The sequence below is a fragment of the Phenylobacterium sp. genome, from assembly GCF_036821595.1.
In the GTDB taxonomy this organism is placed as follows: domain Bacteria; phylum Pseudomonadota; class Alphaproteobacteria; order Caulobacterales; family Caulobacteraceae; genus Phenylobacterium.
Map to the genome: position 1 here is coordinate 18,244 of NZ_DAISJG010000011.1, position 25,334 is coordinate 43,577.

The window sequence follows — 25,334 nt, forward strand, 5'->3', positions numbered from 1 at the left end:
CGCCTACCCGGCAAGCGCGCCGTAGACCAACTGCTGGAACATGGGCAGGGCCATGCGGCCGGTTGGGCGGTCCTGGTTGGCCATCTGGGTGACCGCCTCGGGGCCGAGCGGCATGGAATCCTGGATCAGGTAGATGGCCACCAGGTCGTTCTCCGGATCGGCCTGCCACCAGGTGCCGAAGGCGCCCGGCCAGCCGAACGAGCCTTCCGCGCCGGCGCCGAAGAAGCCCAGGTTGGCCGGGTCGAGGATCATGGAGACGCCGAGGCCGAAGCCCTGGGCGGTCCAGAACGGCATGCCGAGGAAGGGGATCTGCCGTTGGGCCTCGGTGAGGCGGTTCCTGGTCATCAGCTCGACGGTCTCGGGCTTCAGGAGGCGGACGCCGTCCACCTCGCCCTTGCCCAGCAGCATGCGCGCGAACTTCAGGTAGTCGTCGGCCTTGGAGATCAGGCCGCCGCCGCCGGCCTCGAAGGCCTCGGGCGCGTCCGCGTGCGGGAAGGAGACGTCCTTCAGCCCGCCGGGGTCCAGCCGGTAGAGCCGGGCCAGCCGGTCGCGCTTCTCCGGCGCCAGCCAGAAGCCGGTCTCGGTCATGCCGAGCGGGCCGAAGATCCGCTGCTGGAGCACCTCGCCCAGCGGCTTGCCTTCGATGCGCGCGACCAGGAAGCCCAGCACCTCGGTGGCGTGACTGTAGTGGAAGCGCTCGCCCGGCGGGTAGGAGAGGGGCAGGGACCCCAGCGCCGCCATCCACTGGTCGGGGGTAAGCGGCGTGCCGAGCGGCGGACCCAGCCGCGCCTCGTGGGCGTGGGCGATCGGGCCCTGGGAGGTGAAGGCGTAGGCGAGGCCCGAGCGGTGGGTGAAGAGGTCCTCCACCGTGATGTCGCGCGGGGCGGGATAGGTGTCCTCCACCGGCCCGGTGGCGTCCTTCAGCACCTGCATGTCCGAGAACTCGGGCAGCCACTTCGTGATCGGGTCCTCGAGGCGGAGCTTGCCCTCCTCCATGAGCATGAGGGCGGCGACCGAGGTCACCGGCTTGGTCATGGAGGCGATGCGGAAGAGGGTGTCGCGCTCCATCGGCTTGCCGCCGGCGATGTCGCGACGGCCCACCGTGTTGACCTGGGCGACCTCGCCCTTGCGCCACAGCAGGGTGACCGCGCCCGACAGCGAGCCCTGGTCCACGAACCCCTGCAGAGCGGCGGGGATCTGCGCCAGTCCTTCCGGCCTGAATCCGCCCGGAGCCTCGTCGCCGTACATCCGCATCCTCCCTGATCGCTGTTCAGGCGAGCATGCGCAGGGGTGACGCGGGGGCGTCAAGCGCCTCCGGCCCGGCGGCGCGCCGGACCCTCGCGTGCTGCGCCGCAGCGGGGGAGGGGGTGAAGACGGCGCGCGGACGCCGCGACCAGCCCCCCGGTCCGTGCCCAACGCCTTGTGGGCGCTGGGATAGCGTTATCAGCGGGAGATTTCGCTTCCGCAGCGTCAGCGCTGCTGCGTCGCGGCATTGAACCGCCGCGCCGTCATGCGTATATGGCCGGCGTCGGGGAAAGACTGGGCGTCGCCGCAGTCGCATCCCGGCAGCCAGAAGAGGACGCTCCGCGCCCATGCTGCTCACCCTGATGAAGGCCAAGCTGCACCGCGCAACGGTGACCCAGGCCGACCTGGACTACGAGGGCTCCATCGCCATCGACCGGGACCTGCTGGACGCCTCCGGCATCCTGCCGCACGAGCAGGTGGACGTGCTGAACATCACCACCGGCGCGCGGTTCACCACCTACGCCATCGAGGCGCCGCGCGGCTCGAAGGTGATCGGCGTGAACGGCGCCGCCGCGCGCCTGGTCCAGAAGGGCGACAAGGTCATCGTCGTGACCTATGGCATGCTGCCGGCCGAGGAGGCCCGCAACTATGCCCCGACTGTCGTGTTGCTGGACGATGGCAACGAGATCAAGAAGGCCGCCTGAGGCCGTCTTCGCCCCGACCCGGGCCGCCGCCCTGGCGGCCCTGCTGCTGACCGCCGCCTGCGCGCCCGGCGCCCCCCAGGGGACCGACAAGGCGGCGCTGGACGAGGCGGTGTCCCGCGCCGTGGGCGACCCCAACACCTGCGTGATGATCGCCGAGCGCGACAGCGGCAAGGTCGTCTACCGCTACAACACCGCCACCACCTGCGCGCGCACCCTGCCGGCCTGCGACGGCCCCGGCGAGCGCACGCTGAAGGACCTGCTCGAGCAGACCGTGAAGGATGGCGAGGCGCGCAACCTCTCCTGCGACACCGCCGCCGACGGCTCGCGCGGCGTCAGCTGGTCGGCCGGCCCGGTGCCGGGCCGGCCCCTGGTCTACGCCGCGGTCATGGAGGGAAACCGGGTGTTCCCCGGCCTGATGATGACCGACCGGCTCTCGCGCGCCTGGACGAAAGCCGGCCTGAGCCCCGCGGCGCCCTAGCGGCCCAGCTCGTAGAGGCCGGTGACGTCCACCCGCACCTTCAGTTCGCCCGGCGAGACGGCGGTGTCGGCCGACTCCTTGCGGAACGAGGCCATGGCGGCCATCGGCATGGGCGGCGGGACCGGGTAGGAGGCCGCGCCCTCAGACAGGGTGACCAGCCGCACCACGCGATGGCCGGTGGCGCGGGCATAGAGGTCGGCCTTGGCGGCCAGCGCCTTCACGGCCTGCTCGCGGGCGGCGTTCTCAGCGGCGGTGGGATCGTCGAGGCCGAAGCTGATTCCGTGCACCTGGTTGGCGCCGGCGTTCACTGTGGCGTCCACCGCCTGACCCAGCCGCTTCAGGTCGCGAACCTTCACCGTCACCTGGTTCGACGCCTGGTAGCCGATCAGCTTCGGCGGCAGGTTCTCCACGTACTGGTAGCGGGGCGACAGGTTGAGGTTCGAGGTCTGGATGTCGCGCTCGGCGATGCCGCCGCGCTTCAGCGCCGCCAGCACGGCGTTCATGCGCGTGGCGTTGGCCTGCATGGCGGCCTGGGCAGTGTCGCCCTCGGTCATGACCCCCAGCGAAATGGTGGCCATGTCGGGCGCGATCTCGGTCTCGCCGTAGGCGGCCAGGTTGAGGGTGGTGGCGCGGAACATGCTCTCGGCGGCCGGCGGCGCGGCCTGGGCCAGCGCCTGGGGCGCGGCGGCCGTGGCGAAGAGGGCGGCGAGCGCCGCGGCGCGGATCAGGGTCTTCATCGAAGTCTCCGGCAGTGGGACAGGCCCCAGGGTCGCAAGCTCAAGCTGAACGCAGCCTTTAAGCCCCGTGCAGCCCATGGTAACCGCCGGGACAGTGCGCTGCAGGGGCCTGTAGCTCAATGGTTAGAGCCGGCCGCTCATAACGGTCTGGTTGCAGGTTCGAGTCCTGCCGGGCCCACCAGCGCATGTTTCCAATTGCACGATATCTCCCGAATTACCGCGAAAAATCGCAGCAAAGTCAATGCGATAATCTGCGACGGTTTTCGAAATTTCCGTACGCAGTTCGGCCAAATACGAGACTATGTGTTGGTACTTCTGTTGGTACCGACCTGAGCGCTCGAGCGTAGTACCAACAGATGCGCCTCGACGATCGACAGATCCGAAAGCTGGAGCCGGCGGCCAAGCCCCGGAAATATGCGGACGGCGACGGGCTCTATCTGCACGTCATGCCTTCCGGCGCGAAGCTCTGGCGCTTCGCGTATCGCTACCAGGGACGACAGAAGCTACTCGCCCTGGGCGCTTATCCGGAGGTCACGCTGGAGGCGGCGCGAGACGCGCGGCTCGAGGCGAGGCGGCTGCTGCGGCAGAGCGAAGACCCAGCTGCGCTGCGCCGGGCCGAGAAGCGCGAGGCAAAGCTCGCGGCGGCGAACACCTTCGCGGCCGTGGCCGAGGAGTGGTTCGAGAACAACCAGCCAAAGTGGGTGGACACCTACTCCAGCCGTCTGCGGTCGCGGCTGGACGCGGACCTGCTGCCCCGCCTGGGCGCGCGGCCCATCGCCGAGATCCTGCCGATAGAGGTGCTGGAGGTGGTGCGGGCGATCGAGCGCCGGGGCGCCGTCGAGATGGCGCGCCGCGTGCTGCAGATGGCCAGCGGCATCTTCCGGTACGGTGTGGCCACGTCGCGCTGCCTGCGCGATCCCACGGTCGATCTGCGGGGAGCCTTGCGGGCCAGAGGCGCCGTGAAGCACCGCGCAGCCCTGCCGGCGGCCGAGCTGCCGGAGTTCCTGGCGCGGCTGGAGGCCTACTACGGCGACCCTGTGACCCGGCTGGCGCTGAAGTTCCTGATCCTCACCTTCGTGCGCACCTCCGAGCTGCGCTTTGCGCAGTGGACCGAGTTCGAGGGCGTGGGCGGCCCCGACGCGCTCTGGCGGATTCCGGCCGAGCGGATGAAAATGCGCCGGCCGCACCTAGTGCCGCTCGCCCCGCAGGCCGTGGCTGTGCTGCGCGAACTGAAGCGGTTCAGCGGGCGCAGCCCCTTCGTGCTGCCGGCGCCGACCAACCTGGGTGTGATCTCCGAGAACACCATGATCTTCGCCCTGTACCGGTTGGGCTATCACGGCCGCGCCACCGTGCATGGCTTCCGCTCGATGGCGTCGACGGTGCTCAACGAGCACCAGTTCAATAGGGACTGGATCGAGGCCCAGCTCGCCCACGTCGATGACAGTGTGCGCGGCATCTACAACGCCGCCGAATGGCTGCCAGGCCGACGGAGGATGATGCTCTGGTGGGCGGACTTCGTGGATGACGCGCGAGAGCGGGGACGGAGCTACTCGGACGCTGTGCCGGTGGCCGATCCCTTCGCGGGTCTCGACACCCTTCGCCTTCCTCCGCCCCCGCGACGTCCACGCCTAGCAGCGTCCTAGCCTCGGCCGTGGGGCCGGCAGGCGGCCCGGGAGGGGAGCTCAGCCAGGGTCCAGGGTTCGCGCGGCCCCCAGCGGAAGGTTGGCGGCGGCAATCGACCACCTCGAGCAGGTCGGAGCTCTCGCTACTGGGCTCATTCCGGCCAGTAGAGGCGCATTGGGTTGGCCACCAACAGTCGGTGTTGATGCTCTTCGTTCGGGGCGATCCGCGGGATCATGTTCACCAGCGCGCCGTCATCGGGCATGTGGCCGACCATGCTGAGATTCGGATGGGGCCAATCGGTGCCCCAAAGAACTCGATCCGGAAAGCGCTCGATCACGCGCTGAGCAAAGGCGACGACGTCGTCATAGCTTGGCGGTCCTGACCTGGAGAGACGTTCCGGGCAAGTGACCTTCGACCAGACATTGGGGTTCTCTTCCATGAAGCGCAGGAAGAGGCCAAATTCTGGCCCGTCGACGGATTTGGTGACATCGGGGCGGCCCATGTGATCGACCACGACCGTCGTAGGCAGCGACGTGAAGAAGTCCCACTTCTCGGCCAGGTCCGGGGCCTCGAAATAGATCACTACATGCCAGCCGAGCTTGGCGATCTTCTCGATGATCCTGCGGTAGTAGGCGTCTGGCTTGGGATCGGCGAGGCGCTTGACGTAGTTGAAGCGCACGCCGCGAACGCCGGCTTCGTGCATCCGAGCCAGTTCGTCGTCGCTGATATCGGGGGCAACCGAAGCCACCCCCCGCGCCCGGTCGTGGGAATGGACCAGCGCATCGATCATGGCCCGGTTGTCGGTTCCGTGGGCGGTCGCCTGGACGACGACATTGCGGGAAAAGCCAAGATGATCGCGAAGGGCGTAAAGCTGGTCGCGACCCGCGTCGCACGGGGTGTATTTGCGCTCGGGCGCATAGGGGAATTGCTCGCCCGGACCAAAGACATGGCAGTGTGCGTCAACCGCGCCGGGCGGCGGAACGAAGCCCGGCTTGGAAGGGCTGGGATCAAAGCACAGCCAGTCGGCATCCATCGTGAAGGTCTTGGCCACTATCGGCCCTGGGCCTTCAGGATGGCGTCGAGCCGCGGATAGACCCGCCGCGCATTGCCCTCGAACACCTTGCGCTTGTCGGCGTCGGAGATCGGCAGGGCGTCGATGTAGCGCTTGGTGTCGTCGAAGAAGTGGCCGGTCTCCGGATCGATCCCGCGTACCGCGCCGACCATCTCCGACCCGAACAGGATGTTGTCGACGTCGATCACCCGGAACAGCAGGTCGATGCCCGGCTGGTGGTAGACGCAGGTGTCGAAGAACACGTTCCTCATCACGTGCTCCCGCAGCGGCGGCCGCTTCAGCATGTCGGCCAGGCCCCGGTAGCGGCCCCAGTGGTAGGGCACGGCGCCGCCGCCGTGCGGGATGATGAACCGCAGGGTCGGGAAGTCCCGGAAGAGGTCGCCCTCGAGGAACTGCATGAAGGCGGTGGTGTCGGCATTGATGTAGTGGGCGCCGGTGGCGTGGAAGTTGTGGTTGCAGGACCCCGAGACGTGGACCATGGCCGGCACGTCCAGCTCGACCATCTTCTCGAAGAACGGATACCAGGAGCGCGCGGTCAGCGGGTCGCTCGTCCAGTGGCCGCCGGACGGGTCGGGGTTCAGGTTGCAGCCGACGAAGCCCAGTTCGGTGACGCAGCGCTCCAGCTCGGCGATGGAGTTGGCGATCGGGGCGCCCGGCGACTGCGGCAGCTGGCAGACGCCGACGAAGGTCTCGGGGAACAGGTCGACCACCCGCTTGATCAGATCGTTGCAGCGCCGGGTCCAGGCCTGGCTGACCGCCTCGTCGCCGATGTGGTGGGCCATGGTCGAGGCGCGCGGCGAGAAGATGGTCATGTCCGCGCCGCGTTCGCGGATCAGGCGCAGCTGGTTCTTCTCGATGGTCTCGCGGATCTCGTCGTCGGAGATTTCGGGATAGGCGGGATCGATGTCGCCGCCGGCCTTGAAGGCGGCCTTCTGGGCGTCGCGCCAGGCGTCGTGCGGCGCGGGCGCGGTGGTGTAGTGGCCGTGGCAGTCGATGATCATGAAGCTTCCTTCCCCTGCGCGGCGAGGGGGGCGCGCGCCTCAGCTTCAAGGGTGTCGGGCAGGGGCGGGGCGGGATTTCCGACACGCCGCTGCGCGGCCGGCCTCGCCGAACCGATGAACGCGAAGACGGGCTCATTGATCATGGCGGTGACCTAATCCCCACCCATGCCAAGTGTTAAATTGGTTTGCCTGACCAGCTATTGAGTTTGTGGATGTTTGGTCTTGGCGACCTGCGCCTTCAATTCATCGAGGAAAGCCTGCTGCAGCCGGGTGGGCTGCCAGTCCTGGCGCAGAGTTAGGCCGATGCTTCGTTCCGATCCGCTTATGGGGCCGCCGACACGGGTCAGCAGGCCAGCCCGCTCCTCAATGCGGAACTGGTCGGGCGAAAGCACGGTCAGCCAGTCGTCGGCCAGCAGGAGACCGCGGATGGCGATCACCGATCCGCATTCCACAGCCACGGGCGGGGGCGCGACGCCGGCGGTCTCGAACATGGCCCGCCAGCGTGCATGTAGCGGCGCGCCCGGCGAGGCCATCACCCAGCGATGGGCGGCCAGTTGGTCGATGGTGGCGCCGCCCCCGGACAACGGATGGCCGGTGCGACACACGACATGGAGCCGATCGTCGAACAGGGGGTGCTGGACGACCTTGGGTGCGAGAAGCGGATCGCGCAGCGCCCCAATGAGGCAGTCGATCTCCCCGTTGCACAGACCCGCCAGCAGCTCTGCGTACGGCCCCTCGACCACTCTGACCCGGGCCAGGGGAAACGCCCGGGCGAACCGCGCCAAGGTGGCAGGCAGCAGGGCCGCGCGCGCCAGAGGCATGGCGCCGACCACCACGCGGCCGGCGCCGCCGGCCGAGAGCGCCTCGATCTCGTCCAGGGCCGACTGCAGTTCGGAGATCGCCAGGCGGGCGGGGCGCAGGAAGCGGCGCGCGGCCGGGGTGGCGCGCACCATGCGGCCCTCACGCGACAGCAGCGCCACGCCCAGCATCATTTCCAGGTCACGGACGGCGTTGTGCAGGGCCGGTTGCGACACGCCCGTGGCGGCGGCCGCGGCGGCGTAGCCGCCCATGCGGTCGACCGCCGTCACGGCGCGGAGCTGAGTCATGGTCAGATGGCGGGCGACCGGACCCAGGGCGGGCAGTCGTTTTACGCGCCGGGCCTGGCGCGAAGCGTCGTCGAGCAGGGCCACGGCCCGCTCGACCCGGCCCGCCAGGATCGCGCCCGCCGGCGTCGCGGACGCGCCGCCCGCATGGCGGTCGAACAGCCGCCGCCCGATCCTGGCCTCCAGCTTGCCCAACCCCTGGGTGAGGGCGGGCTGAGACAGATTGACGGCCAGGGCCGCCGCGCTGATCCCGCCCATCCCCGCTACTGCGGCGGCGGCTTCCAGGTGGCGCAGATTGAGGTCAAACGGCGAGATCATCCAGGCGACCTATAATCAAATCCTATGGCGCTGTCGGCAAATCGACTTTGCACGCTCGACGCGCCGGGATGATCTCTCGGCGGCAGCGGGAGAGTGGAATGGCGATCGTGAACACCAGGGTCGAACGCGCCGACGCGGCCGTCATCGACGGACTGGCCCGGACCGGCGTCGCGACGGTCCACGAGTCCCAGGGGCGCACCGGCCTGTTGGGTCATCGGCTACGGCCGATCTATTCAGGCGCGCGCATCGCGGGCTCGGCGGTCACCATTTCGGCCCCGCCCGGCGACAACTGGATGATCCACGTCGCCGTCGAACAGCTCCAGCCCGGCGACGTCCTCGTCCTGGCTCCGACATCGCCGTGCCTGGACGGCTATTTCGGCGAACTGCTGGCCACCTCGGCCCAGGCCCGCGGATGCCGAGGCCTGGTCATCGACGCCGGCGTACGCGACGTGCGGGATCTGACCGAGATGAGATTCCCGGTCTGGTCCCGCGCCGTGTTCGCCCAAGGCACCGTCAAGGAGACACTGGGCTCCGTGAATGTGGCGATCGTCTGCGCCGGGGGGCTGGTCAACGCCGGCGACGTCATCGTCGCCGATGACGACGGGGTCTGCGTGGTGCCCCGCCTCCGCGCCGCCGAGGTGCTCAAAGCCAGCGAGGTGCGGGAAGCCAACGAGGCCGCCAAGCGCGCCCGACTGGCGGACGGCGAACTGGGTCTGGACATCTACGCCATGCGTGAGCGCCTGGCGGCGAAGGGTCTGAAATATGTCTGACGGCGCCGGATCGGGCGTCCGCGCCATGTGGATGCGCGGGGGCGCTTCCAAGGGAGGCTACTTCCTGGCCGAGGACCTGCCCCCCGAGGTCGCCGCGCGCGACGCCTTTCTGCTGCGCGTGATGGGCTCACCCGATCCTCACCAGATCGACGGCCTGGGGGCCGGCGATCCGCTGACCTCCAAGGTCGCTGTGGTTCGCAAGTCCGGGAGGCCCGGGGTGGACGTCGACTATCTGTTCCTGCAGGTCTTCGTCGACGAGCCGATCGTCACCGACACCCAGAACTGCGGCAACATCCTCGCCGGCGTCGGTCCCTTCGCCATCGAGCGGGGCCTGGTCGCGCCGACCGGGGACCTGACCTCGGTGACCATCTTCATGGAGAACACCAGCCAGGTGGCGGTGGCCTCGGTCGAGACGCCGAACGGCCGAGTGCGCTACGATGGTGATGTCAGGATCGACGGCGTGCCGGGCGCGGCCGCCGGCATCCCGCTGGCCTTCCGCGACACGGCCGGTTCGGTCTGTGGCGCGCTGCTGCCGACGGGCCGCGCCGTTGACATGATCGACGGCGTGGCCTGCACCCTGATCGACAACGGCATGCCCTGCGTCCTGCTCTTGGCCGAGGACGTGGGCGCGACGGGTTATGAGAGCCGCGAAACCCTCGACGCGGACAACGCCCTGAAGTCGCGGATCGAAACCATTCGCCTGATCGCCGGCCCACTGATGAACCTTGGCGACGTCGCCGAGAAGTCGGTGCCTAAGATGATGCTGGTGGCGCCGGCGCGTCACGGTGGCGCGATCACCGTTCGCTCCTTCATTCCCAAGCGCGCCCACGCCTCGATCGGAGTGTTCGGCGCGGTCAGCGTGGCCAGCGCCTGCCTCATCGCTGGCTCGCCGGCAGCGCGGGTCGCCACGGTGAGCGGCGTCTCGCCCTACCGCCTTTCCATCGAACATGCGTCGGGCGCCACCATTTGCGTGGTCGAGGCGGAGAAGGGGCAGGTCACCGGCGCCGCCATGGTTCGAACGGCGCGGAAGCTGTTCGACGGCCTGGTGTTCGGCTGAAGCCCCTTCGCCTGGACAGCGCGAGCCGGGAAGACTCCGGAGGCGGCGCGCGGCTCCGGCTTCAGGAACCGCTTTCGGCCGACAGCTCAACCGGCGCGTTTCCCTCGCGGCCGGCTGTCTCTTGGGCGGGATACAGACGTCTTCCAGGCCTTCGCCTATGTGCAGGGCGTGGGCTCGGGATCGTGGATCTCGAGCGGGTTCGCCAGGACCGCGGCCGACACAACATCAAGTCCAAAAGAACGGGGGGATCATGCGCGATCACGTCAATCTTAGCCTGCTGACCTTGGCGATGGGCAGCATCGCAATACCCGCTGCGGCGCAAGAGGCCGCAGCGGTCGCCCCACAGGATTCCCCACCGGGCCAGAGCGCCAGCTCGGGAGACCAGTCGGCTGAGAGTTCAGCGGTTGAAGAGATCGTCGTCACCGGCAGCCGACTGTCCGCTTCCGGCTTCACCCAGCCAACCCCCGTTACGGTGATCGGCGCGGATTTGGTGCGGCAGCGCGCCAGCGCCAACCTGGCTGAGACGCTGACCGAACTGCCAGCGTTTCGCAATTCCAACGGGTCCAACCAATCGCAGCGCACCAGCACCAACATCACGGGTGCGCAGAACACCGTCGATCTTCGCGGGTTGGGCCCCGCGCGCACCCTCGTCTTGGTGAATGGCCGTCGCCACGTCCCGACGAACGCGACGGGGACCGTCGACCTGTCGATGATCCCCTCCAGCTTGGTTGAGCGCGTCGACATCGTGACGGGCGGCGCTTCCGCCGCCTATGGCTCCGACGCGGTTGCGGGCGTCGCTAACGTGGTGCTGAAGGAGCGGACCAACGGAGTCGAAGTCGGTGTCCTGGGCGGGATTTCCGGCGAGGGGGACAACCGCGAGTTCCAGGCCAATCTGGCCTATGGCAAGAATTTCGCCGACGGACGGGGCCGGTTCCTCCTTGGCGGTGAATACGCCAAAAGCAAAGGCATCGGCACGATCTACAGCCGCGACTGGGGCCAGGTCGAGCCCGGCAACAGCGCCACGCCGATCTCCTTCGGCGCCAATCGGCCGGCCGGAACGCCCGCGTTCGGATTTCTGCCCAATGTAGAATATGCGACGCTGACCAAAGGAAGCGTCATCAACGCGGCGCGCACTGCGACCGGCGCAGCGGTAACCTCACTCAACCAGATCGCCTTCAACCCAGACGGGTCGCTCTACACACTCGTGCGCGGCACGGTCTACAGCTCGCTCATGGCCGGGGTGACCACCAACTATGGAGCGACCCCGCTCAGCAACTATCCGCTGCGCGTGCCGCAGGACCGCGCGGTGTTCTTTGGCAGCGCCGGCTACGACCTCGCCGAGAATGTCGAGATCTTCGGCGAAGCCGAATACGGCAGGTTCAAGATCAACACCTTCTCCAACTTCCACCAGTCGGCGCGTTTCACAATTCTCAGCACCAACCCGTTCATCCCGGCCGAGTTGCGCCCGCGTCTCGCCGCAGCCAATGTAGCGGAATTCGACATCGGCCGGCTGGATAGCGATTGGGGCGGGCTGGCGTTGCGCGGCGAAATCGAGTCGCAGCGTTTTGTGGGCGGCCTCCGCGGCAAGGTGTTCGGCGATTGGGCGTGGGAGATCTACGCGCAGGATGGCCAGACCGATCTCCACGACGAACGCTTCGCCGCCAGGGAGGCGAACCTGTCGGCCGCCGTCTACGCGGTCACCGACGCAAACGGCCAGGTGGTTTGCGGGCCGCTGGCCACGAACCCGAACTTCGCCCCCAACCGCCTGACTGCTCTCGTCAAACCTGCCAACGTCCTGCCCGGGTGCGTGCCGTTCAACCCGTTCGGGCAGCAGAACAGCCAGGCGGCGATCGACTACGTTACCGGCACGGAATACACCGACACGAAGATCACGCAGCGCGTCTACGCCGCCACCCTCGCGGGATCGCCCTTCTCGAACTGGGCCGGCCCGATCGAACTCGCCGTCGGGGGTGAGATCCGGAAAGAGAGCATCGACAACGTCGCCGACCCCCTGCAGGTCCAGGGCATCTATCAGTCCGGCAACCAGCGCAACTGGAGCGGCAGCACCTCGGTGAAGGAGGGCTTCGTCGAGGTCGGCGCGCCCCTGGCGCGCGACGTCAGATTCGTCAAGGCGCTCGACTTGAACGGCGCGGTGCGCCGCACGGACTACCGCCTGTCGGGGGCGGTCACCACCTGGAAGGTCGGGGCGACGTGGGACGTCTCGGACGAACTGCGGTTCCGGGCCACCAGGTCGCGCGACATCCGGGCGCCGAGCCTCAGCGAACTCTTCCTGCAAAGCGGCACGGTCGCGTCCGGGACGACCATCACCAACCCGTTCAATGGCGTGAGCGGCAGGCTGCCCACGACCTCGAACGGCTTCACCGGGTTGCGGCCCGAGAGCGCCAACACCCTCACCGCCGGCGTCGTTTGGCAGGCCCCGGACACCTTCTTGCCGGGGCTGCGGGTGTCGGTGGACTACTACAGCATCAAGGTCGATGACCTGATCTCGACCGTATCCGGAAGCTTGATCAGCACGGTTGGCACCCAGATCCTGCAACGGTGCTTCGCGGGGCAGCAGGACTCCTGCGCGCTGATCACCTTCGACAATACCGCGTATGGGATCGCGAACGTCAACCTGACCAACTACAATCAGGCGTCGCTCGAGACCGACGGCATCGACTTTGAAGCGTCCTACCGTGCTCCCGTCGGCAGCGGCAACCTGACCGTGCGGGCTCTTGCCAACAACACGCGGCACTTCAAGCGCGTCGACAACCCGGCGGCCGATGGCCCCGCGATCGACTATGCGGGCACAAGCGTTCTGGGGGGATCGCCGAAGTGGACCGGCAATCTGTTCGTCAGTTACCGGCAGGGCGGCTTCGATGCGGGCGTTCAGGTCAAGGCGTTCACCGGCATCAAGTACAGCCCTGATTACGTCGGCCCCGACGAGGACGAGTACGATCCGGCCGCCCCAAACAGCATCAACATCAGCCGTTTCCCCGCCATGGCGTACCTGAATCTGAACGCGTCCTACGAGTTTGACGTGGGAGATCACCGCATGCAGGTGTTCGGCATCGTCAACAACGCGCTCAACAGCGATCCGCCGGTGCTCGCGACCGCCGCCTTGAATAGCGGGGGTAACCCCTACGATTTCGTCGGCGTGAACTTCCGGGCTGGGTTCCGGATCAACTGGTGATCCTTCCGAACCACCGCGGCGGGCGGCGTCGTCGCCCGCCGCGGTGTGGCTCACCTACGCTCTGACGCAACGCGGTCGTGTCGATCGCGGTCAGCGAAACCAGGCCGGGACTGCCGCTGACTCACACGGAGCGGGCCGTCGACGAGGCCACGAAGGGATCTGATTAATGTCCGTCTTGCCCGATGAGACCCACGCGTCTCAACTGACGAGCTGGGTCGAGGGCGCCGATGGGCACCCGGACTTTCCGATCCAGAACCTGCCCTTGTGCATCTTCTCGACCGCCGAAAGCCCCCCGCGGGCCGGCGTCGCGATCGGACCGATGCTTCTGGATCTTGCCGCTGTGGCGGACGCAGGGCTCGTCGGCGGTGAAGATGCGCGGATCCTGCGGACCGCTGCGGGAAGGACGCTGAACAGCTTCTTCGCGATGTCGGCCGCGCAGCGGCTGAGGTTCCGTCACATCCTCTCGCAGCTGCTGTGCGCGGGCGCAGATCCGCCCCCCATGCTGCGCGAGGCGGTTGTCGACGCCGCTACGGCAAGGCTGCACCTGCCCGTCGATGTCGGCGACTACAGCGATTTCTTCGCGGGAATTCACCACGCGGCCACGGCCGGCAGGATGTTCCGCCCGGACAATCCGCTCTTGCCCAACTACAAGCACGTGCCGATCGCCTATCACGGCCGCAGTTCGTCGGTTTGCGTATCGGGCCATCCCGTCGTGCGACCCGTGGGTCAGCGCGCGGCGCACGGGGCCACCGAGCCGGACTATGGCGCCAGCAACCGCCTAGATTACGAGCTGGAGCTCGCGATCTGGGTCCGCGGCGGGAATGCGCTGGGAACAACGATTCCGATCGAACGGGCGGGCGCGGAGATTGTCGGCTTCGGCCTCCTCAACGACTGGTCCGCGCGGGACATACAGGCGTGGGAAACGCAGCCGCTCGGCCCGTTTCTGGGCAAGAACTTCCTGACGACGGTGTCTCCGTTCGTCGTGACGGCGGAGGCGCTGGCGCCATTCCGCTCGCCGCAGCCTCCGCGGGCACAGGGCGATCCCGCTCCGCTCCCGTATCTCCAGGACGCGGAGGATCAATCCCATGGGGCCTTCGACATTCAGCTCGAGGTCTTGCTGCGCACAGCGGAGATGCGCCGGTCCGGCCTGGCGCCGCACCGGCTGGCCCGCAGCAGCGGCCTGGACCTGTACTGGACGCCCGCCCAGATGATCGCCCATCACAGTTCGAACGGCTGCAACCTGCGGCCGGGCGACCTGTTCGGCTCTGGCACCGTCTCCGGTCCCGGGCCCGACGGGCATGGCAGCTTGCTGGAACTGACGTCAGGCGGCCGCAACCCCGCCGTACTTCCGAACGGCGAAACGCGCACCTTCCTGGAGGACGGGGACGAGGTCATTCTCACGGGATGGTGCGAGCGGGAGGGTTTCGCGCGCATCGGCCTGGGCGAAGCCAAGGGCCTGGTGGTGACTCGGGGCTGAACCGGTCGGTGTTTGGGAGGCATCGCCCCAACGGCGTGCCGCCTCCGCCCGGCCACACCCAACCGCCGCCGCGCGCCTACTTCGCTTTTCGGCGATCCAGGCCGTTCTGATGCAGGAACTCCGCCAGGAGGTCGGCGACCGCTGCGTTGTTGAGATCGGCGAAGGGGATATGCGTGTTGCCGTGCAGGCCCCTTGCGGGGAGGTGCAGCAGCTCCGCCTTTCCGCCCCGCGCATTCACCAGCCGAACAAACGCCTCGGACTGCTTGTAGGCGGCGCTCCAGGTCGCCGACTTCTCGATGTTGTCACCCCAGACCAGCTGGATGGGTATGCGGGTGAGCTTCTGGAATTCGGCGTCACTCACATATGCGGGCCCGTATGGACCCGGCGCGACGCCGCGATTTTCGCTTTCGGGCAGCACGAAACCAGGGTTCTCATACGCCACGATCGCGGCGGCCATATCCGACTTGATGGCGGTCAGCATCGCGCGCAGACCGCCCGCCGAATTGGTCACCAGGACGGAGGGGCCGATGCGCGCAAGCGCTTCAGCGGCCGCGTCGCTTTCGAGCTGCGCGTTGGCCACCGTATCGAACTCGTCATAGCGGGCGCGCATCGCCTGCTGCAGAGCCGTCGGGTCGTCCGTTGGAAACTGCACGCCGGCGAACCACTGGCCCGGCGCATCGCCAAAGCGCCAGGCGATGAAACTGCCTTCGTCGCGGCCAGGCACGGCGCGGTACGTGTAATCTTCGCACCCGTAGTTCGCGCGCCCCACGCGCGGGCCGTCCCAGACATAGACGGGGAAGCCGCGGCGCAGGAAGATGTCCCGATAGCCTTCACCGCCGTCCCAGCGCCGCTCCCAGACCGCCGCGCTCGAACTGTGCCACAGGAACAAGGACGTCGAGCGCGGCCTGGACGGAATCTGGAATTCGACGTGGCCATGATCGCAGGAGAGTGACTTAGCCCCTTCGCGCCGCACGGCTCCGCCGGCTTCGAACGAGCCCTGGCGATCGAGCACGATTGGTGGTGAGTCGCCTCTCAGCGGTCCCGCGGCGGAGACGCCGGACGCCGCGAAGAGAGCCAGAGGTAGCGTCGCTCCGGCGAGGGAGGCGGAGATTTTCATGCTGTCCCGGCGTCGAGACGAATCAGGCCACGGGCCACTTCTTCCATTGTGCGCAGACTATCAGGTCACCGCGCGACGGTCTGTCCCCACTCCAGGGGACAACCGGGTTCGGCTCCGGCGGTCTAGTGCATTATGAGATGTGCAAGCTGGAAGGCCGTGGAGATCTGAAGCCGCTGGAATGCGCGCTTGCGATAGGTCTGCACCGAACCGATGCCGATACCGAGATCGAGCGCTGTGGCTTCGGAGGTCATCCCGAGCGCCGTACGCGCGCAGACTTGGCGTTCCCTCGGCGTCAGGGCTGGAAACTTGTCTTGAAACCGATCCTCAAGCACCTGCGTGCTCACCGTGTCGGGCCGCGCCGCGGACCTCAGCTTGCTCGCCTGGCGCGCCGCCAGAGGCAGCAGCAACAGGCTCAGGTTCGCCAGGTCGCTCAGCTCGACATCGCTGAAGGCGCCCGATGGCGCGCGCCGGGCCACGTTCATGATCAGCCACCGGTCCGCCACCCGGTGGACGAACGACACCCGTTCGACGATCGCCGCCTCTTCGAAGAACGGCCGACGATACTCCGCCTCGTCTATGTCCTCAGGACCGACTCGAAGCACGACGATGGGGCCGCCCTCGGTCGCGGCCTCGATAGCCTGGGCGACGGGATCGCGGCGGAAGTAGTGATCCATGTAATCGCCGATCCGGTCGGCGAGCACGCTCTCCGTCTTGTGGGCGATGAGGTTCGGGCGCCCGGCCGGTTTGGCGCGTTCCGATACGTAGAAGCGGTCGATGGGCGCAATTGAGCTGATGGCGCGGTCCATGCGCTGTTCAGGGGCGTCTGCATCCAGAGCCCCGATGAATTCGCGGTAGGCGTCGATGACGCCTCCGGTGAGGGTCGCTTGGTCGAGATGCCTTATCTGCAAGTCGCTTACTCCCCAACAAGGCCTTTGCGGCTTCTGAATCTGCGGCTTCGCCGGCGAGGCAAGAGGCGTGTCCCCCGCCCGGTAGACAGACGATATGCGACTTCCGCGCTATCCCGCCAGCAAGTTACGGCAGGGGATCCAGATGGACACGAAGAAGAAGGTTATCGTCGTCGCGGCGATCAACGGCGGCATGCAGCACGATCGCGAAGGCGCGAAGGTGCCGATCACGCCCGCCGAGATCGCCGAGGACGCCTATCAGGTGTGGAAGGCAGGCGCTTCCGTGGTCCACGTTCATGCGCGTGACTCGGAGGGCAAGAACTCGGGCGACAAGAAGATCTACGCCGAGATCATCGAGCGCATCCGCGACAAGTGCGACATCCTCGTCCAAACCACGAACGGCATCGGCATCCGCTACGATAAGGCCACGGGTGGCTACATCTGGCCGAAGGACGAAGAGCGCCTTGGCTTGCTGGACCTGCAGCCTCGTCAGGACTTGTTCGGTATCGCCTGCGCGTCCGGTGATTTCTACAATCCCGAGGGCGGCTACATGGTCGAGACGCCCTATGTGAACTCGCTCGAACTCGTCACCCAGACGATGAAGACCGTGCTCGCCATGGGTTCGATCGTCGAGTGGGAGGTGCCGCATGCCGCGGTGCTGCACAGGATGCTCCGCGTCGCAGCGAAGGGCGCGTTCGACCCGATGTCGTCTCGGCTCTGGATCCTGCACGGCTCGGGGTTCGGCAATAGCCCGCCGCTCGCCCCGCACATCATCTTCTCGGTGCAGGAGGGGCGTCGCCTCTACCCCAACTCGCTCTGGGGAACGACCGCGACCGGCAAGGATCAGTTCTGGGTGTGCAATCTTGGCCTTTCGATGAACTGTGATTCGGTCCGCGTGGGCTTCGAGGACAATATCTATCTCCCCAATGGCAATGCAGCGAAGACGAACGCGGACCTTGTCGACGCGATCGTCAACATCGCCGCCATCTGGGGGCGTGAACCCGCTACGACAGCGGAGGCTCGCAAGACCTTCCAATTGCAGCCCGTCCCCGCGCCCGGGTCGAACACAGCGACCGCTGGAGCGTAGGGGCTGACATGGTGAGCGAGCCGCGGGACATGCCCAACCGACCGGTGGAGATCGGTCGCGCCATCGATGAGAAATCCTGGGGGGGCTATCAGACCTGGGTTGTCGCGCTGGTCTCGCTCGCCGTGGTGATGGATGGACTGGACAACCGGCTGCTCCCGCTGGCCATCCCGGTCCTGATCAAGGAATGGGGCGTTACGCGCGACGCGTTCGCGCTGGCCACGTCGCTCGGACTGCTGGGCATGGTGCTTGGCACCATGGTCGGTGGGTTGCTCGGCGACAAATGGGGCCGGCGGCCGACAATCATTGGCAGTGTCCTGCTCTTCGGCGTCGCCACCCTCGCCAACGCATTCGTCAACCACGTTGCTTCGATGACAGCGATGCGCCTCGTCGCGGGGCTGGGCCTGGGCGCCCTGATGCCCGCCGCCGCGGCGATGTTCGCCGAGTTCTCGCCGACGCGTCGCCGCGCTCTGGTCGTCACGCTTGGCATGGTCTGTGTCCCGCTGGGCGGCACGCTTTCCGGCGTGCTGGGCGCCGCGGTGCTACCGACATGGGGCTGGCGGTCACTGTTCGTGGTCGGCGGCTTGGCGGCGATCCTGATTGGCCTGATCCAGCTCTTCGCCCTGCCCGAATCGCCCCGCTATCTCTTGCGCGGCTCAGCCACGCGCGATCAGCTCATGGCGCTGCTCCGTCGAATGGGGCATCGCTTGGATGACGACGTCCAAATCACGGGCGACGCCGCCGGAACGGCTGGCGGCGCGAAGGCGAGCGTGTTGCAGCTCTTCAGCAAGGAATATGTTCGCGACACACTGGGTCTGTGTTTCGCGTTCTTCGCGATCTTCATCTGCCTTTACATGGAATCCCAGTGGATGCCGACCATCCTCTCGGAGGCGGGCTACAGCCTGCAGGTCGCCAGCATCGCCTCCGGCAGCCTTGCCTTTGGCGGCATGTTCGCCAGCATCCTGGGCGTCGCGGCGGTAGCGCGTTTTGGCTCGCGGGTCGGGCTGATGGGCATGGCCGCCGCCGGCGTCCTGGTTACGCTGGCGCTCACCCAATATCCGACCGACCCATCGCGGAGCGCGGCGCCGCTTCTAATCCTGCTGACGATCACGGGGTTTCTGGTCGGTGGATTGCAGATCATGATCTATTCCGTGGCGACCCACGTTTACCCGACGTCGCTCCGCGCAACGGGAATAGGCACGGCGGTCGGCTTCGGGCGGGTCGGGTCCGTGATCAGTCCATTCATCGCAACGGCGGCGCTGGGCGCTGGCGGTTGGGGTACATTCTTCGTGTCCTTGGCAGTGGGCCTGTCGATCACCTTTGCTGCGCTTGGAGTCATCAGCCGGCATACGCCCCCGCCTAGGCGCCGCGCGGCTCAATAGGGGGTTCGGCCTGTCGCGAACCTTAGGTTTGCGCTGGAGCCAATGTCATCGGGCCGGCAGATGACGATGGCGGCGTGGAGACGGCGCCTAGCGAGGCGGCGGACGGCCCTCTTCGAGCTTGCTCGTCGGTCGCTGGACGGGATCTCGCTTCGACCTCTGCCGAGAATGGATGCGGGCCCGCCAGGGTCTGCGGGCGGCGCATCGCCGGCGCGGTCCTCGTCCGCCAGTTGGAGCCTCCACCCACGATACCCCCTGTTCCGGAGCGTGGACCAAGACGGCGCCTCTCACTCGATAGGCTGATCGGTCTCGACGCCCAAGACGCGCCGGCCTAGCGAGGTCGGGCGCGCGCCTCGTCGTAGACGGTGCGGTCGATCAGCCTGGCCAGCTCGTCGCGGGAGCGCGGCGCGCGCTGCTGTAGCGCAGCCAGCCAAATCTCCTCGTCGACCATGACGTCGAGCATGTCGTCAGGGAAGTTGGCGGTGAAGGCGTGATGCCTCCACGACGCGGCCACCTCCTCGAGCGAATATCCGCCGGCTGCCGCAACAAGCTCCTGGGCGCGGCGGGGATCACGGTTCATAGCATCGGTGGTGTCGATCAGTTCCCGAACGAATTGGACGATCTGCGCGCGTTTCGCCGGATCGCTCAGGGTGGCCGCAGTCGTGTTGAGGTTGAAAAGCTCGCGATAGACGCCTTGACCTGGGAGCTCGACGGCGTCGGACCCGAGCGCGCGCATCGCGTTCTCACTGTGCGGCTCCCAGATCGAGATCGCGTCCACCTCGCCGTTCTTCAGAGCATCGACCATCGCCTTGTATGGCATGACATCTACGACGGTGACGTCCGCGAAGGTCATGCCCCCACGCGCCAGCATGAGATGGAGGAAGTAGCCCGAAGAGGATTGGATCGAGGTCGCAATACGCTTGCCCCTGAGATCGGCGACCGTCGAAATGCCTGCCGATCTGCGGCCGACGATCCGATACATTCCTTCCGCGACCGTGAGGATGATCCGAAGATCCGCGCGTTCGACCGGCGCGCGTAGGACCTGAGTCTCGGCATTGGTGGCGAGATCAGGCGGGTTACCTGTGCCGATGAGCGTTGCGATGCCCCCTTGTTGCACCTTGGCGCCAACCGGGTAGAGCCGTTCCACGGTAAGGTGAACCGGTCCCACTTCCACGACGCCAAGAGCGCCGTGCACGGCGAGCGGCGGCAGCATCACTTTGTCGCGCGATGTGGAGCAGCCCGAGAGAAGCAGCGCCGAGGTCGCCAGAACAATTGCAGCCGTCGTCCGCTGTGAACGTCGCATTCTCTTCCTCCGCTTCCAGCTAGAGTCGCAGCCCTGTCCGCTTCCGCCGAGCCTCCGGTCATCTCCAGCTTCCATTCCGGTCACAAACCTAGTCGCTTCGGAACGTAACAGGCGCCCCAACTTCGGGGCGGAGGCCCAGCGTCTTTCAGGTGCGGTCCCGGCCGAGCCCGCCCCAATGGGCGGCGGCGTTCACAACCGGCCCTGGCCCAAGGGCTTCGATGCATCCACGGCTGCGTCCGTCCGCCGAACCCCAATATCAGGCGACAAGATCCGGGTCTGTCTCCACGGCGGGATACAAGCGCAGGCCCCGCTGAACGCCGCGGCCGTAGGGCCGGGTGGACTGTCAAGTGTAGTCAGGCCAAGTCAATCTACGTTCGCTCATGGCCAATCTCGAGGCGTCGCCGCCGTACGTCGGAGGAGGATCGGCCATAAGGGTGGTTACGGTCGCGAGGTCGTGCGGACCGCCTTTGCGAGGGAGCATCGGCCAAGCGAAATAGATTCGAGCGCGGCAATCGACCCGCTGTCGACTTGGGCCTGACCCTTGCCTGTGGCCGAAAGCGCTTGCGGGCCGGCTTCACTGATCGGCCCATCCATTGGCGCGATGGCATCACGCTCCTAGCCGTTGGTGAACGACACTCGGCTGTCGGCAGGTGGACGTCGGCTGCTCCCGGGTCCGGCCTCACGGCCTCTCTCTGGCTGGATCTGTCCAGGGCGCGGACGCCCGCGCAACGTGGTCACGTCCTCCGCTCCGCTTCGGGCCCTGCGGGCTGCGCGGCCTCCTTGCGCCTCCGGCCTGGGATCGCCGTCGAGGCCGCAATCGGGCGGCCCGGCAGGCAGACAGGAGACTTCACATGGCCACCATCGGCGCCTTCACCAAGCAAGCGGACGGCTCCTACGCCGGCGCGATCAAGACACTCACCCTGAACGTCAAGGCCGCGGCTTTCCGGCCCAACGAGGCCAAGGCCGACGACAAGGCCCCGGACTTCCGGATCTTCGCCGGCTCCACCGAGTTCGGCGCGGCCTGGAAGAAGACCAGCCGCGAGAACCGGGACTACCTCTCGTGCAAGCTCGACGACCCCAGCTTCCCGGTCCCGCTCTACGCGAGCCTGGTGGACGCTGACGAGGGCTACGTCCTCATCTGGTCCCGCAGCCGCAGCACCGACTGATCTCCCGCCGGCGGCGCCTTCGGGCGCCGCCGGTTCATTCCTCGCGGGTGACGAAGGGCGCGGCCTTGCGGCCGCGCCTTTCGCTGTGCTGCGCCTCAGGCCCAGACCCTGTTCAGGATCTGGGCGGCGATGGCCGCCTTGTCGGCGGGGAGGAACCGTCCGTAGTGCTGGGCGACCATCTCCGGGGTGTCCTGGATGGCGTAGCTCGCCTGCTCATAGGACCCGGTCTGCTTCAGGATATGGGTGGCGAGGACGTCCCTCACGCAGTGGGGCCCGTGGGGCAGCAGCCCCGCGACCGCACCCCGACCGGTGTAGGGATTGAAGATGCCGTAGCGCTGGATCGCGGTCCGCCACGCCTCGTAGAAGGTGGCCTGGTTGTAGGCCGCATCGCTGCTGGAGCGCTTCGCCGACTTCACGAACAGCGTGCCGGGGTCCTGGGCGGGTCCGATCAGCCGCGGCCGGTGCGTGGCGAGGTACTGCTCCAGGGCCTCGTACAGACCGGCGAGGTCAGGAAGCACTAGGCGGAACGGCTGCCGCCCGAAGAACGACGAGTGGGCGTTCTTGAAGGCGTTCAGGGGCACGAAGACTTCCCATCCGCCGTCGCGGTCGCTCCAGCGGAGTTCGCCCCGCAGCAGATCGGTGAGCTGCCGCTCTGTCCGCGGCGGCTGTCCTCGGGGCGTGACCAGCAGCTGGCGCAGGTTCTTCTGGCGGAACCCCAGATGCAGGCCGAGCCGGATCATCAGGAAGGCCCTCGACGCCTCCGCCGCGGCGACGGGATAGCGGCGGGGGCAGGGGGCCCGCCGCAGCACCTCGTCTGCGATCTTCCGGTACTCGGCGACGGGGCTGTCGGCTTCCAGGACGGGCAGGATGGGCTCGAAGGGATCGTGGTGGACGCGCGCCACGCGCTCCACCTCCTTCACCCGCGCCAGGGCGTAGCGGTAGAGGGTCGCGCAGGCGCCGCTCCAGTCGGACTGCGCCCTCTCGACGTCGGCGTCGCTGACCAGATGCGGCACCGGGCGGAGGTGGCCCGCCATGTGGCCCGACTGAGTGAGCCATCCGGTCTCCGGGTGGGTGAAGGCCGCGGCGTTCGCGAGCATGTCGGCCTCCCACCGCGTGTAGAAGCCGCGCCGGGTCTCACGCCAGCGCAGGTACCAGTCCCAGACGCGGGGAAACACGAGCAGCGACAGGGAGAGGGTTGCCATCGGCGCGCCCAGGCCGCGGACGGCTCCGGCCGCCGGCGCGTGGAGGGCGCCCAGCATCAGCCCCAGGTGATCCGTCTTCTGGCGCGCGGTGACAGCGCTCCAGACGCCGCGCCGCTTGAAGCCGATCCCGGTGAGCGTCGCGGTCTTGAAGCCGAGGAGCTCACGCATCTCCTGCATGAGGAGGTCCGAGGCGACCAGATCCCGGCCGCGCGGACCCGTCCGCAGGCGCGGTCCGTCCGGCGCGTCGACGAGCCCGGGGAAGCGGATCGCGAACCGGTGCTGCAGGGCCTTCGCCTGATAGGTCCGATAGTCGGTCGAGCCCGAGATGATCACGCGGCGGACCCAGGCCAGGGTCTCAGCCTGGTCGCCGGGCGGCCGATCGCGGAAGTCGTCCGGCAGGTGCCAGGCCAGTCGGCGCGCCTCCTTGCGGTCGAGCACGCCCTCCAGCCGGTCCTTCACCGCCCGCGCCGAGATCGGCAGCTTCGACGCGAAGTAGTCCTCGGGGAGCCGCCAGCGCCGTTCGAGCAGGTTGAGGATCTCCAGCGATCTCGCGTGCGAAGGGGCCTTGGTGCTGAGCCGCCAGCTTCGCAGGGTCGTGGTGTCTACCCGTATCCCCTTGGCGAGCAGCGCCCGGGAGAGCCCGTACGGTGTGTCGCCGTGCCGACGCATGTGCAGGTCCAGCGCCGCGTGAAACTCGGGAGGGTCGTCCCAAGTCTCGCTGCTGGGCCTTGGGAATTCGGTAGGGGCTTTCAGCTTGGAGCCCCGGCGCTTCGGATTGGCGGAGGTCCTCGAGGCTCGGGCCGGGACCTCCGCCTCCGCTCCGTCCGCACCTGGCCGGCTCTCTCGTCGCATCCGCCCCTCCTCGTGAAGGCGGCGTCTTCGGTCCTGACACCGGAGACCTGAAGCCGCGCTCGCCCGGTGAGACGCGTGACGACGCCATCCACCCTGGGGGCGGAGCGGCTCACGGATGATCTGCATACGTCCGTCGAGAACGCGACGGGGCACAACACCCGCATATGGCAAGATAAAGGGCGCGGGACCTGAGGGTCCTTAGCGCCTGTGGGTGTTGAGGAATTCGCGGGACCTATGGCGAGCCCTGGTCCCGCGCCGGACGAAAACACCAGCAACATCAACGGCGATCGCGGGACCATCCGCTGACACGCCGCTTCGTTCACGAAGGGGAAGAGGCTTTCGCGACACGCCGAGCCCGCGCCGGCCGGTGGGAGCGGGTCAGGGCTGCGGCCGCCATGCCGCATCGCGCAGCGGCGGCGAAGCCGGCCTTGACGCGCTCGCAGAGCCGGCCGGCACGCTCGCGCGACGAGCGGAAGCTCAGGTGCGCTCTTTCGGCTCAATCTGCAGGAGGAGGGCGGGTTCGATATCTAGCGCTAGGGCGAGCCTGCCGAGCGCCTTCACGCTCGGGTTCCTCTGGCCGCGCTCCAGGTCGCTGACGTACGAGCGATCCATATCGGCCCGGGCGGCGAGCTCTTCTTGGGTCAGCCCGCGTTGACGTCGCCACGCCTTCACGTTCCTCCCCAGGAGCTTGACCACGTCCATCGCCGTAGGTGGCGCGAACCGCAGCCGTTGATCTGTAGGCTAATCGTGTCATTTTGCGGGCTCACGGTACGGCTCCAAGCGCATGTTCCGCCTGAAGACTCGATCAACTACCCCTCCGCTTCGAGCGGACGAGCCGTCGCTGGAGCTGCTTTATCGACGGCACTTCTCTTGGCTGCTCCGCGCGGTCAGGCGGAGGTTCGGGAGCGAACAGGCAGAAGATCTGGTCCAGGAGACGTACGCGCGCGTCGCGGCATCTCAGCAGAGAGGGATCGAGAACCCCAAGGCCTACCTGATGCAGGTCGCCACCCGGATCGCGATCGATCAGGAGCGCCGGCGTGTCGTCCGCAGCGATCTGCTCGGTCCCTCGAACGGTATCAGCGACGTAGCCGACGGAGCCGCCCAGGCCGAACTGCTCCTGCTCAAGCAGGTCATCCTGGGGCTGCCTCCGCACCTCAGAGAGACCTTCCTGTTGAGCAGAGTGGCGGGTCTCACCTACGAGGAGATCGCGACCCGCCTTGGAATCGCCGTGAAAACAGTCGAGTGGCGGATGACGAAGGCACTCAGAGTTCTTAGCCGCGATCTTGAACTTGACCGCCGGTCTTGACGTTTTGCGGAATACTTGGAACGGTGGATAGGGGGATCTCGCCGAACCTAGCCGCTGCTGGTCCGCTAGCCTGATTGGCGGTAAGTTCGAGCGCGGAGTGAAGTGAGCTCGGCGAGCCGGGTTGATTAGCATGAGCCGGACCCAGAGCGCCCCCTGCAACGAAGGCGAGGGACAGGTTCTCTCCAAGGTCGAGATTTCGTCAGGAGGCGAGTCGATTGTCTTGCCGGTGGGAGGACGTTGTC

21 protein-coding genes and 1 tRNA gene are annotated in these 25,334 nt (G+C 67.5%); 12 read left to right on the top strand and 10 right to left on the bottom strand.

Annotated features, from left to right (window positions below; genetic code table 11):
* Window positions 1-3: 3 nt before the first annotated feature.
* On the bottom strand, window positions 4-1,248 hold the full coding sequence (locus tag V7Z97_RS08010) for a serine hydrolase domain-containing protein (RefSeq protein WP_334162629.1): 1,245 nt from the start codon (window positions 1,246-1,248) through the stop codon (window positions 4-6).
* A gap of 344 nt (window positions 1,249-1,592) precedes the next feature.
* Between V7Z97_RS08010 and panD the strand changes: the two genes are divergently transcribed.
* Complete coding sequence (gene panD, locus V7Z97_RS08015) at window positions 1,593-1,949, top strand: aspartate 1-decarboxylase (protein ID WP_334162630.1); 357 nt, start codon at window positions 1,593-1,595, stop codon at window positions 1,947-1,949.
* Window positions 1,921-2,427 (top strand): hypothetical protein, encoded by a 507-nt coding sequence (locus tag V7Z97_RS08020; protein ID WP_334162632.1) that lies wholly within the window; start codon window positions 1,921-1,923, stop codon window positions 2,425-2,427. The genes panD and V7Z97_RS08020 overlap by 29 nt, the downstream gene beginning before the upstream one ends.
* Here the strand turns inward: V7Z97_RS08020 and V7Z97_RS08025 are convergent.
* Window positions 2,424-3,164, bottom strand: coding sequence for an SIMPL domain-containing protein (locus V7Z97_RS08025; RefSeq protein ID WP_334162634.1), 741 nt, complete (start codon window positions 3,162-3,164; stop codon window positions 2,424-2,426). The genes V7Z97_RS08020 and V7Z97_RS08025 overlap by 4 nt on opposite strands.
* 105 nt (window positions 3,165-3,269) lie before the next feature.
* Here V7Z97_RS08025 and V7Z97_RS08030 point away from each other — a divergent pair.
* Both V7Z97_RS08030 and V7Z97_RS08035 read left to right on the top strand, forming a co-directional pair.
* A tRNA-Ile gene (locus tag V7Z97_RS08030) sits at window positions 3,270-3,345 on the top strand.
* Between the two features lie 175 nt (window positions 3,346-3,520).
* A complete protein-coding gene (locus V7Z97_RS08035; protein WP_334162635.1) occupies window positions 3,521-4,807 on the top strand; it encodes a tyrosine-type recombinase/integrase in 1,287 nt (428 codons plus the stop codon).
* 131 nt (window positions 4,808-4,938) lie between these two features.
* Here the strand turns inward: V7Z97_RS08035 and V7Z97_RS08040 are convergent, their stop codons facing one another.
* The 3 genes from V7Z97_RS08040 to V7Z97_RS08050 form a co-directional block, all read right to left on the bottom strand.
* The gene (locus V7Z97_RS08040; protein WP_334162636.1) at window positions 4,939-5,838 is read right to left on the bottom strand and encodes an amidohydrolase family protein; all 900 of its coding nucleotides are present in this window, start codon (window positions 5,836-5,838) and stop codon (window positions 4,939-4,941) included.
* A complete protein-coding gene (locus V7Z97_RS08045; protein ID WP_334162566.1) occupies window positions 5,838-6,860 on the bottom strand; it encodes an amidohydrolase family protein in 1,023 nt (340 codons plus the stop codon). Before V7Z97_RS08045 ends, V7Z97_RS08040 begins: the two co-directional genes overlap by 1 nt.
* Before the next feature lie 197 nt (window positions 6,861-7,057).
* Window positions 7,058-8,281: a LysR substrate-binding domain-containing protein gene (locus V7Z97_RS08050; protein ID WP_334162638.1), complete on the bottom strand. Its 1,224-nt coding sequence runs from the start codon at window positions 8,279-8,281 to the stop codon at window positions 7,058-7,060.
* 98 nt (window positions 8,282-8,379) lie between these two features.
* Between V7Z97_RS08050 and V7Z97_RS08055 the strand changes: the two genes are divergently transcribed.
* The 4 genes from V7Z97_RS08055 (at window position 8,380) to fahA (ending at window position 14,778) form a co-directional block, all read left to right on the top strand.
* Window positions 8,380-9,051 (top strand): 4-carboxy-4-hydroxy-2-oxoadipate aldolase/oxaloacetate decarboxylase, encoded by a 672-nt coding sequence (locus V7Z97_RS08055; protein WP_334162639.1) that lies wholly within the window; start codon window positions 8,380-8,382, stop codon window positions 9,049-9,051.
* On the top strand, window positions 9,044-10,108 hold the full coding sequence (locus tag V7Z97_RS08060) for a 4-oxalomesaconate tautomerase (protein WP_334162641.1): 1,065 nt from the start codon (window positions 9,044-9,046) through the stop codon (window positions 10,106-10,108). The genes V7Z97_RS08055 and V7Z97_RS08060 overlap by 8 nt, the downstream gene beginning before the upstream one ends.
* Before the next feature lie 250 nt (window positions 10,109-10,358).
* A complete protein-coding gene (locus V7Z97_RS08065; RefSeq protein ID WP_334162642.1) occupies window positions 10,359-13,301 on the top strand; it encodes a TonB-dependent receptor plug domain-containing protein in 2,943 nt (980 codons plus the stop codon).
* Between the two features lie 166 nt (window positions 13,302-13,467).
* The gene (gene fahA, locus V7Z97_RS08070; protein WP_334162643.1) at window positions 13,468-14,778 is read left to right on the top strand and encodes a fumarylacetoacetase; all 1,311 of its coding nucleotides are present in this window, start codon (window positions 13,468-13,470) and stop codon (window positions 14,776-14,778) included.
* Window positions 14,779-14,854: 76 nt separating this feature from the next.
* Here fahA and V7Z97_RS08075 read toward each other — a convergent pair whose 3' ends face one another.
* The gene (locus V7Z97_RS08075) at window positions 14,855-15,895 is read right to left on the bottom strand and encodes an alpha/beta hydrolase (protein WP_334162644.1); all 1,041 of its coding nucleotides are present in this window, start codon (window positions 15,893-15,895) and stop codon (window positions 14,855-14,857) included.
* Between the two features lie 122 nt (window positions 15,896-16,017).
* Window positions 16,018-16,803 (bottom strand): helix-turn-helix transcriptional regulator, encoded by a 786-nt coding sequence (locus V7Z97_RS08080; protein ID WP_334162645.1) that lies wholly within the window; start codon window positions 16,801-16,803, stop codon window positions 16,018-16,020.
* Between the two features lie 142 nt (window positions 16,804-16,945).
* Here V7Z97_RS08080 and V7Z97_RS08085 point away from each other — a divergent pair, with 142 nt between their 5' ends.
* Window positions 16,946-17,887: a 3-keto-5-aminohexanoate cleavage protein gene (locus V7Z97_RS08085; RefSeq protein ID WP_334162646.1), complete on the top strand. Its 942-nt coding sequence runs from the start codon at window positions 16,946-16,948 to the stop codon at window positions 17,885-17,887.
* An 8-nt stretch (window positions 17,888-17,895) separates the two neighbouring features.
* On the top strand, window positions 17,896-19,266 hold the full coding sequence (locus V7Z97_RS08090; RefSeq protein ID WP_334162647.1) for an MFS transporter: 1,371 nt from the start codon (window positions 17,896-17,898) through the stop codon (window positions 19,264-19,266).
* A 328-nt stretch (window positions 19,267-19,594) separates the two neighbouring features.
* Here the strand turns inward: V7Z97_RS08090 and V7Z97_RS08095 are convergent, their stop codons facing one another.
* Window positions 19,595-20,566 carry an ABC transporter substrate-binding protein gene (locus tag V7Z97_RS08095; RefSeq protein WP_334162648.1) on the bottom strand — a complete coding sequence of 324 codons (972 nt, stop codon included), beginning with the start codon at window positions 20,564-20,566 and terminating at the stop codon, window positions 19,595-19,597.
* Between the two features lie 851 nt (window positions 20,567-21,417).
* Between V7Z97_RS08095 and V7Z97_RS08100 the strand changes: the two genes are divergently transcribed.
* Window positions 21,418-21,732: a DUF736 domain-containing protein gene (locus V7Z97_RS08100; RefSeq protein ID WP_334162650.1), complete on the top strand. Its 315-nt coding sequence runs from the start codon at window positions 21,418-21,420 to the stop codon at window positions 21,730-21,732.
* Between the two features lie 95 nt (window positions 21,733-21,827).
* Here the strand turns inward: V7Z97_RS08100 and V7Z97_RS08105 are convergent, their stop codons facing one another.
* Window positions 21,828-23,603 (bottom strand): hypothetical protein, encoded by a 1,776-nt coding sequence (locus V7Z97_RS08105; protein ID WP_334162652.1) that lies wholly within the window; start codon window positions 23,601-23,603, stop codon window positions 21,828-21,830.
* 660 nt (window positions 23,604-24,263) lie between these two features.
* Window positions 24,264-24,488: a helix-turn-helix domain-containing protein gene (locus V7Z97_RS08110; protein ID WP_334162653.1), complete on the bottom strand. Its 225-nt coding sequence runs from the start codon at window positions 24,486-24,488 to the stop codon at window positions 24,264-24,266.
* Between the two features lie 82 nt (window positions 24,489-24,570).
* Between V7Z97_RS08110 and V7Z97_RS08115 the strand changes: the two genes are divergently transcribed.
* Window positions 24,571-25,092: an RNA polymerase sigma factor gene (locus V7Z97_RS08115; protein ID WP_334162655.1), complete on the top strand. Its 522-nt coding sequence runs from the start codon at window positions 24,571-24,573 to the stop codon at window positions 25,090-25,092.
* Window positions 25,093-25,334 lie beyond the last annotated feature (242 nt).

Excerpts from the sequence above, each read along its gene's own strand:
- V7Z97_RS08025 (WP_334162634.1), bottom strand. The coding sequence starts at position 3,164 with ATGAAGACCCTGATCCGCGCCGCGGCGCTCGCCGCCCTCTTCGCCACG.
- V7Z97_RS08090 (WP_334162647.1), top strand. The coding sequence starts at position 17,896 with ATGGTGAGCGAGCCGCGGGACATGCCCAACCGACCGGTGGAGATCGGT.
- V7Z97_RS08100 (WP_334162650.1), top strand. The coding sequence starts at position 21,418 with ATGGCCACCATCGGCGCCTTCACCAAGCAAGCGGACGGCTCCTACGCC.
- V7Z97_RS08060 (WP_334162641.1), top strand. The coding sequence starts at position 9,044 with ATGTCTGACGGCGCCGGATCGGGCGTCCGCGCCATGTGGATGCGCGGG.
- V7Z97_RS08010 (WP_334162629.1), bottom strand. The coding sequence starts at position 1,248 with ATGTACGGCGACGAGGCTCCGGGCGGATTCAGGCCGGAAGGACTGGCG.
- panD (WP_334162630.1), top strand. The coding sequence starts at position 1,593 with ATGCTGCTCACCCTGATGAAGGCCAAGCTGCACCGCGCAACGGTGACC.
- V7Z97_RS08075 (WP_334162644.1), bottom strand. The coding sequence starts at position 15,895 with ATGAAAATCTCCGCCTCCCTCGCCGGAGCGACGCTACCTCTGGCTCTC.
- V7Z97_RS08085 (WP_334162646.1), top strand. The coding sequence starts at position 16,946 with ATGGACACGAAGAAGAAGGTTATCGTCGTCGCGGCGATCAACGGCGGC.
- V7Z97_RS08020 (WP_334162632.1), top strand. The coding sequence starts at position 1,921 with ATGGCAACGAGATCAAGAAGGCCGCCTGAGGCCGTCTTCGCCCCGACC.
- fahA (WP_334162643.1), top strand. The coding sequence starts at position 13,468 with ATGTCCGTCTTGCCCGATGAGACCCACGCGTCTCAACTGACGAGCTGG.
- V7Z97_RS08095 (WP_334162648.1), bottom strand. The coding sequence starts at position 20,566 with ATGCGACGTTCACAGCGGACGACGGCTGCAATTGTTCTGGCGACCTCG.
- V7Z97_RS08035 (WP_334162635.1), top strand. The coding sequence starts at position 3,521 with ATGCGCCTCGACGATCGACAGATCCGAAAGCTGGAGCCGGCGGCCAAG.
- V7Z97_RS08105 (WP_334162652.1), bottom strand. The coding sequence starts at position 23,603 with ATGCGTCGGCACGGCGACACACCGTACGGGCTCTCCCGGGCGCTGCTC.
- V7Z97_RS08045 (WP_334162566.1), bottom strand. The coding sequence starts at position 6,860 with ATGATCATCGACTGCCACGGCCACTACACCACCGCGCCCGCGCCGCAC.
- V7Z97_RS08055 (WP_334162639.1), top strand. The coding sequence starts at position 8,380 with ATGGCGATCGTGAACACCAGGGTCGAACGCGCCGACGCGGCCGTCATC.
- V7Z97_RS08065 (WP_334162642.1), top strand. The coding sequence starts at position 10,359 with ATGCGCGATCACGTCAATCTTAGCCTGCTGACCTTGGCGATGGGCAGC.
- V7Z97_RS08050 (WP_334162638.1), bottom strand. The coding sequence starts at position 8,281 with ATGATCTCGCCGTTTGACCTCAATCTGCGCCACCTGGAAGCCGCCGCC.
- V7Z97_RS08110 (WP_334162653.1), bottom strand. The coding sequence starts at position 24,488 with ATGGACGTGGTCAAGCTCCTGGGGAGGAACGTGAAGGCGTGGCGACGT.
- V7Z97_RS08115 (WP_334162655.1), top strand. The coding sequence starts at position 24,571 with ATGTTCCGCCTGAAGACTCGATCAACTACCCCTCCGCTTCGAGCGGAC.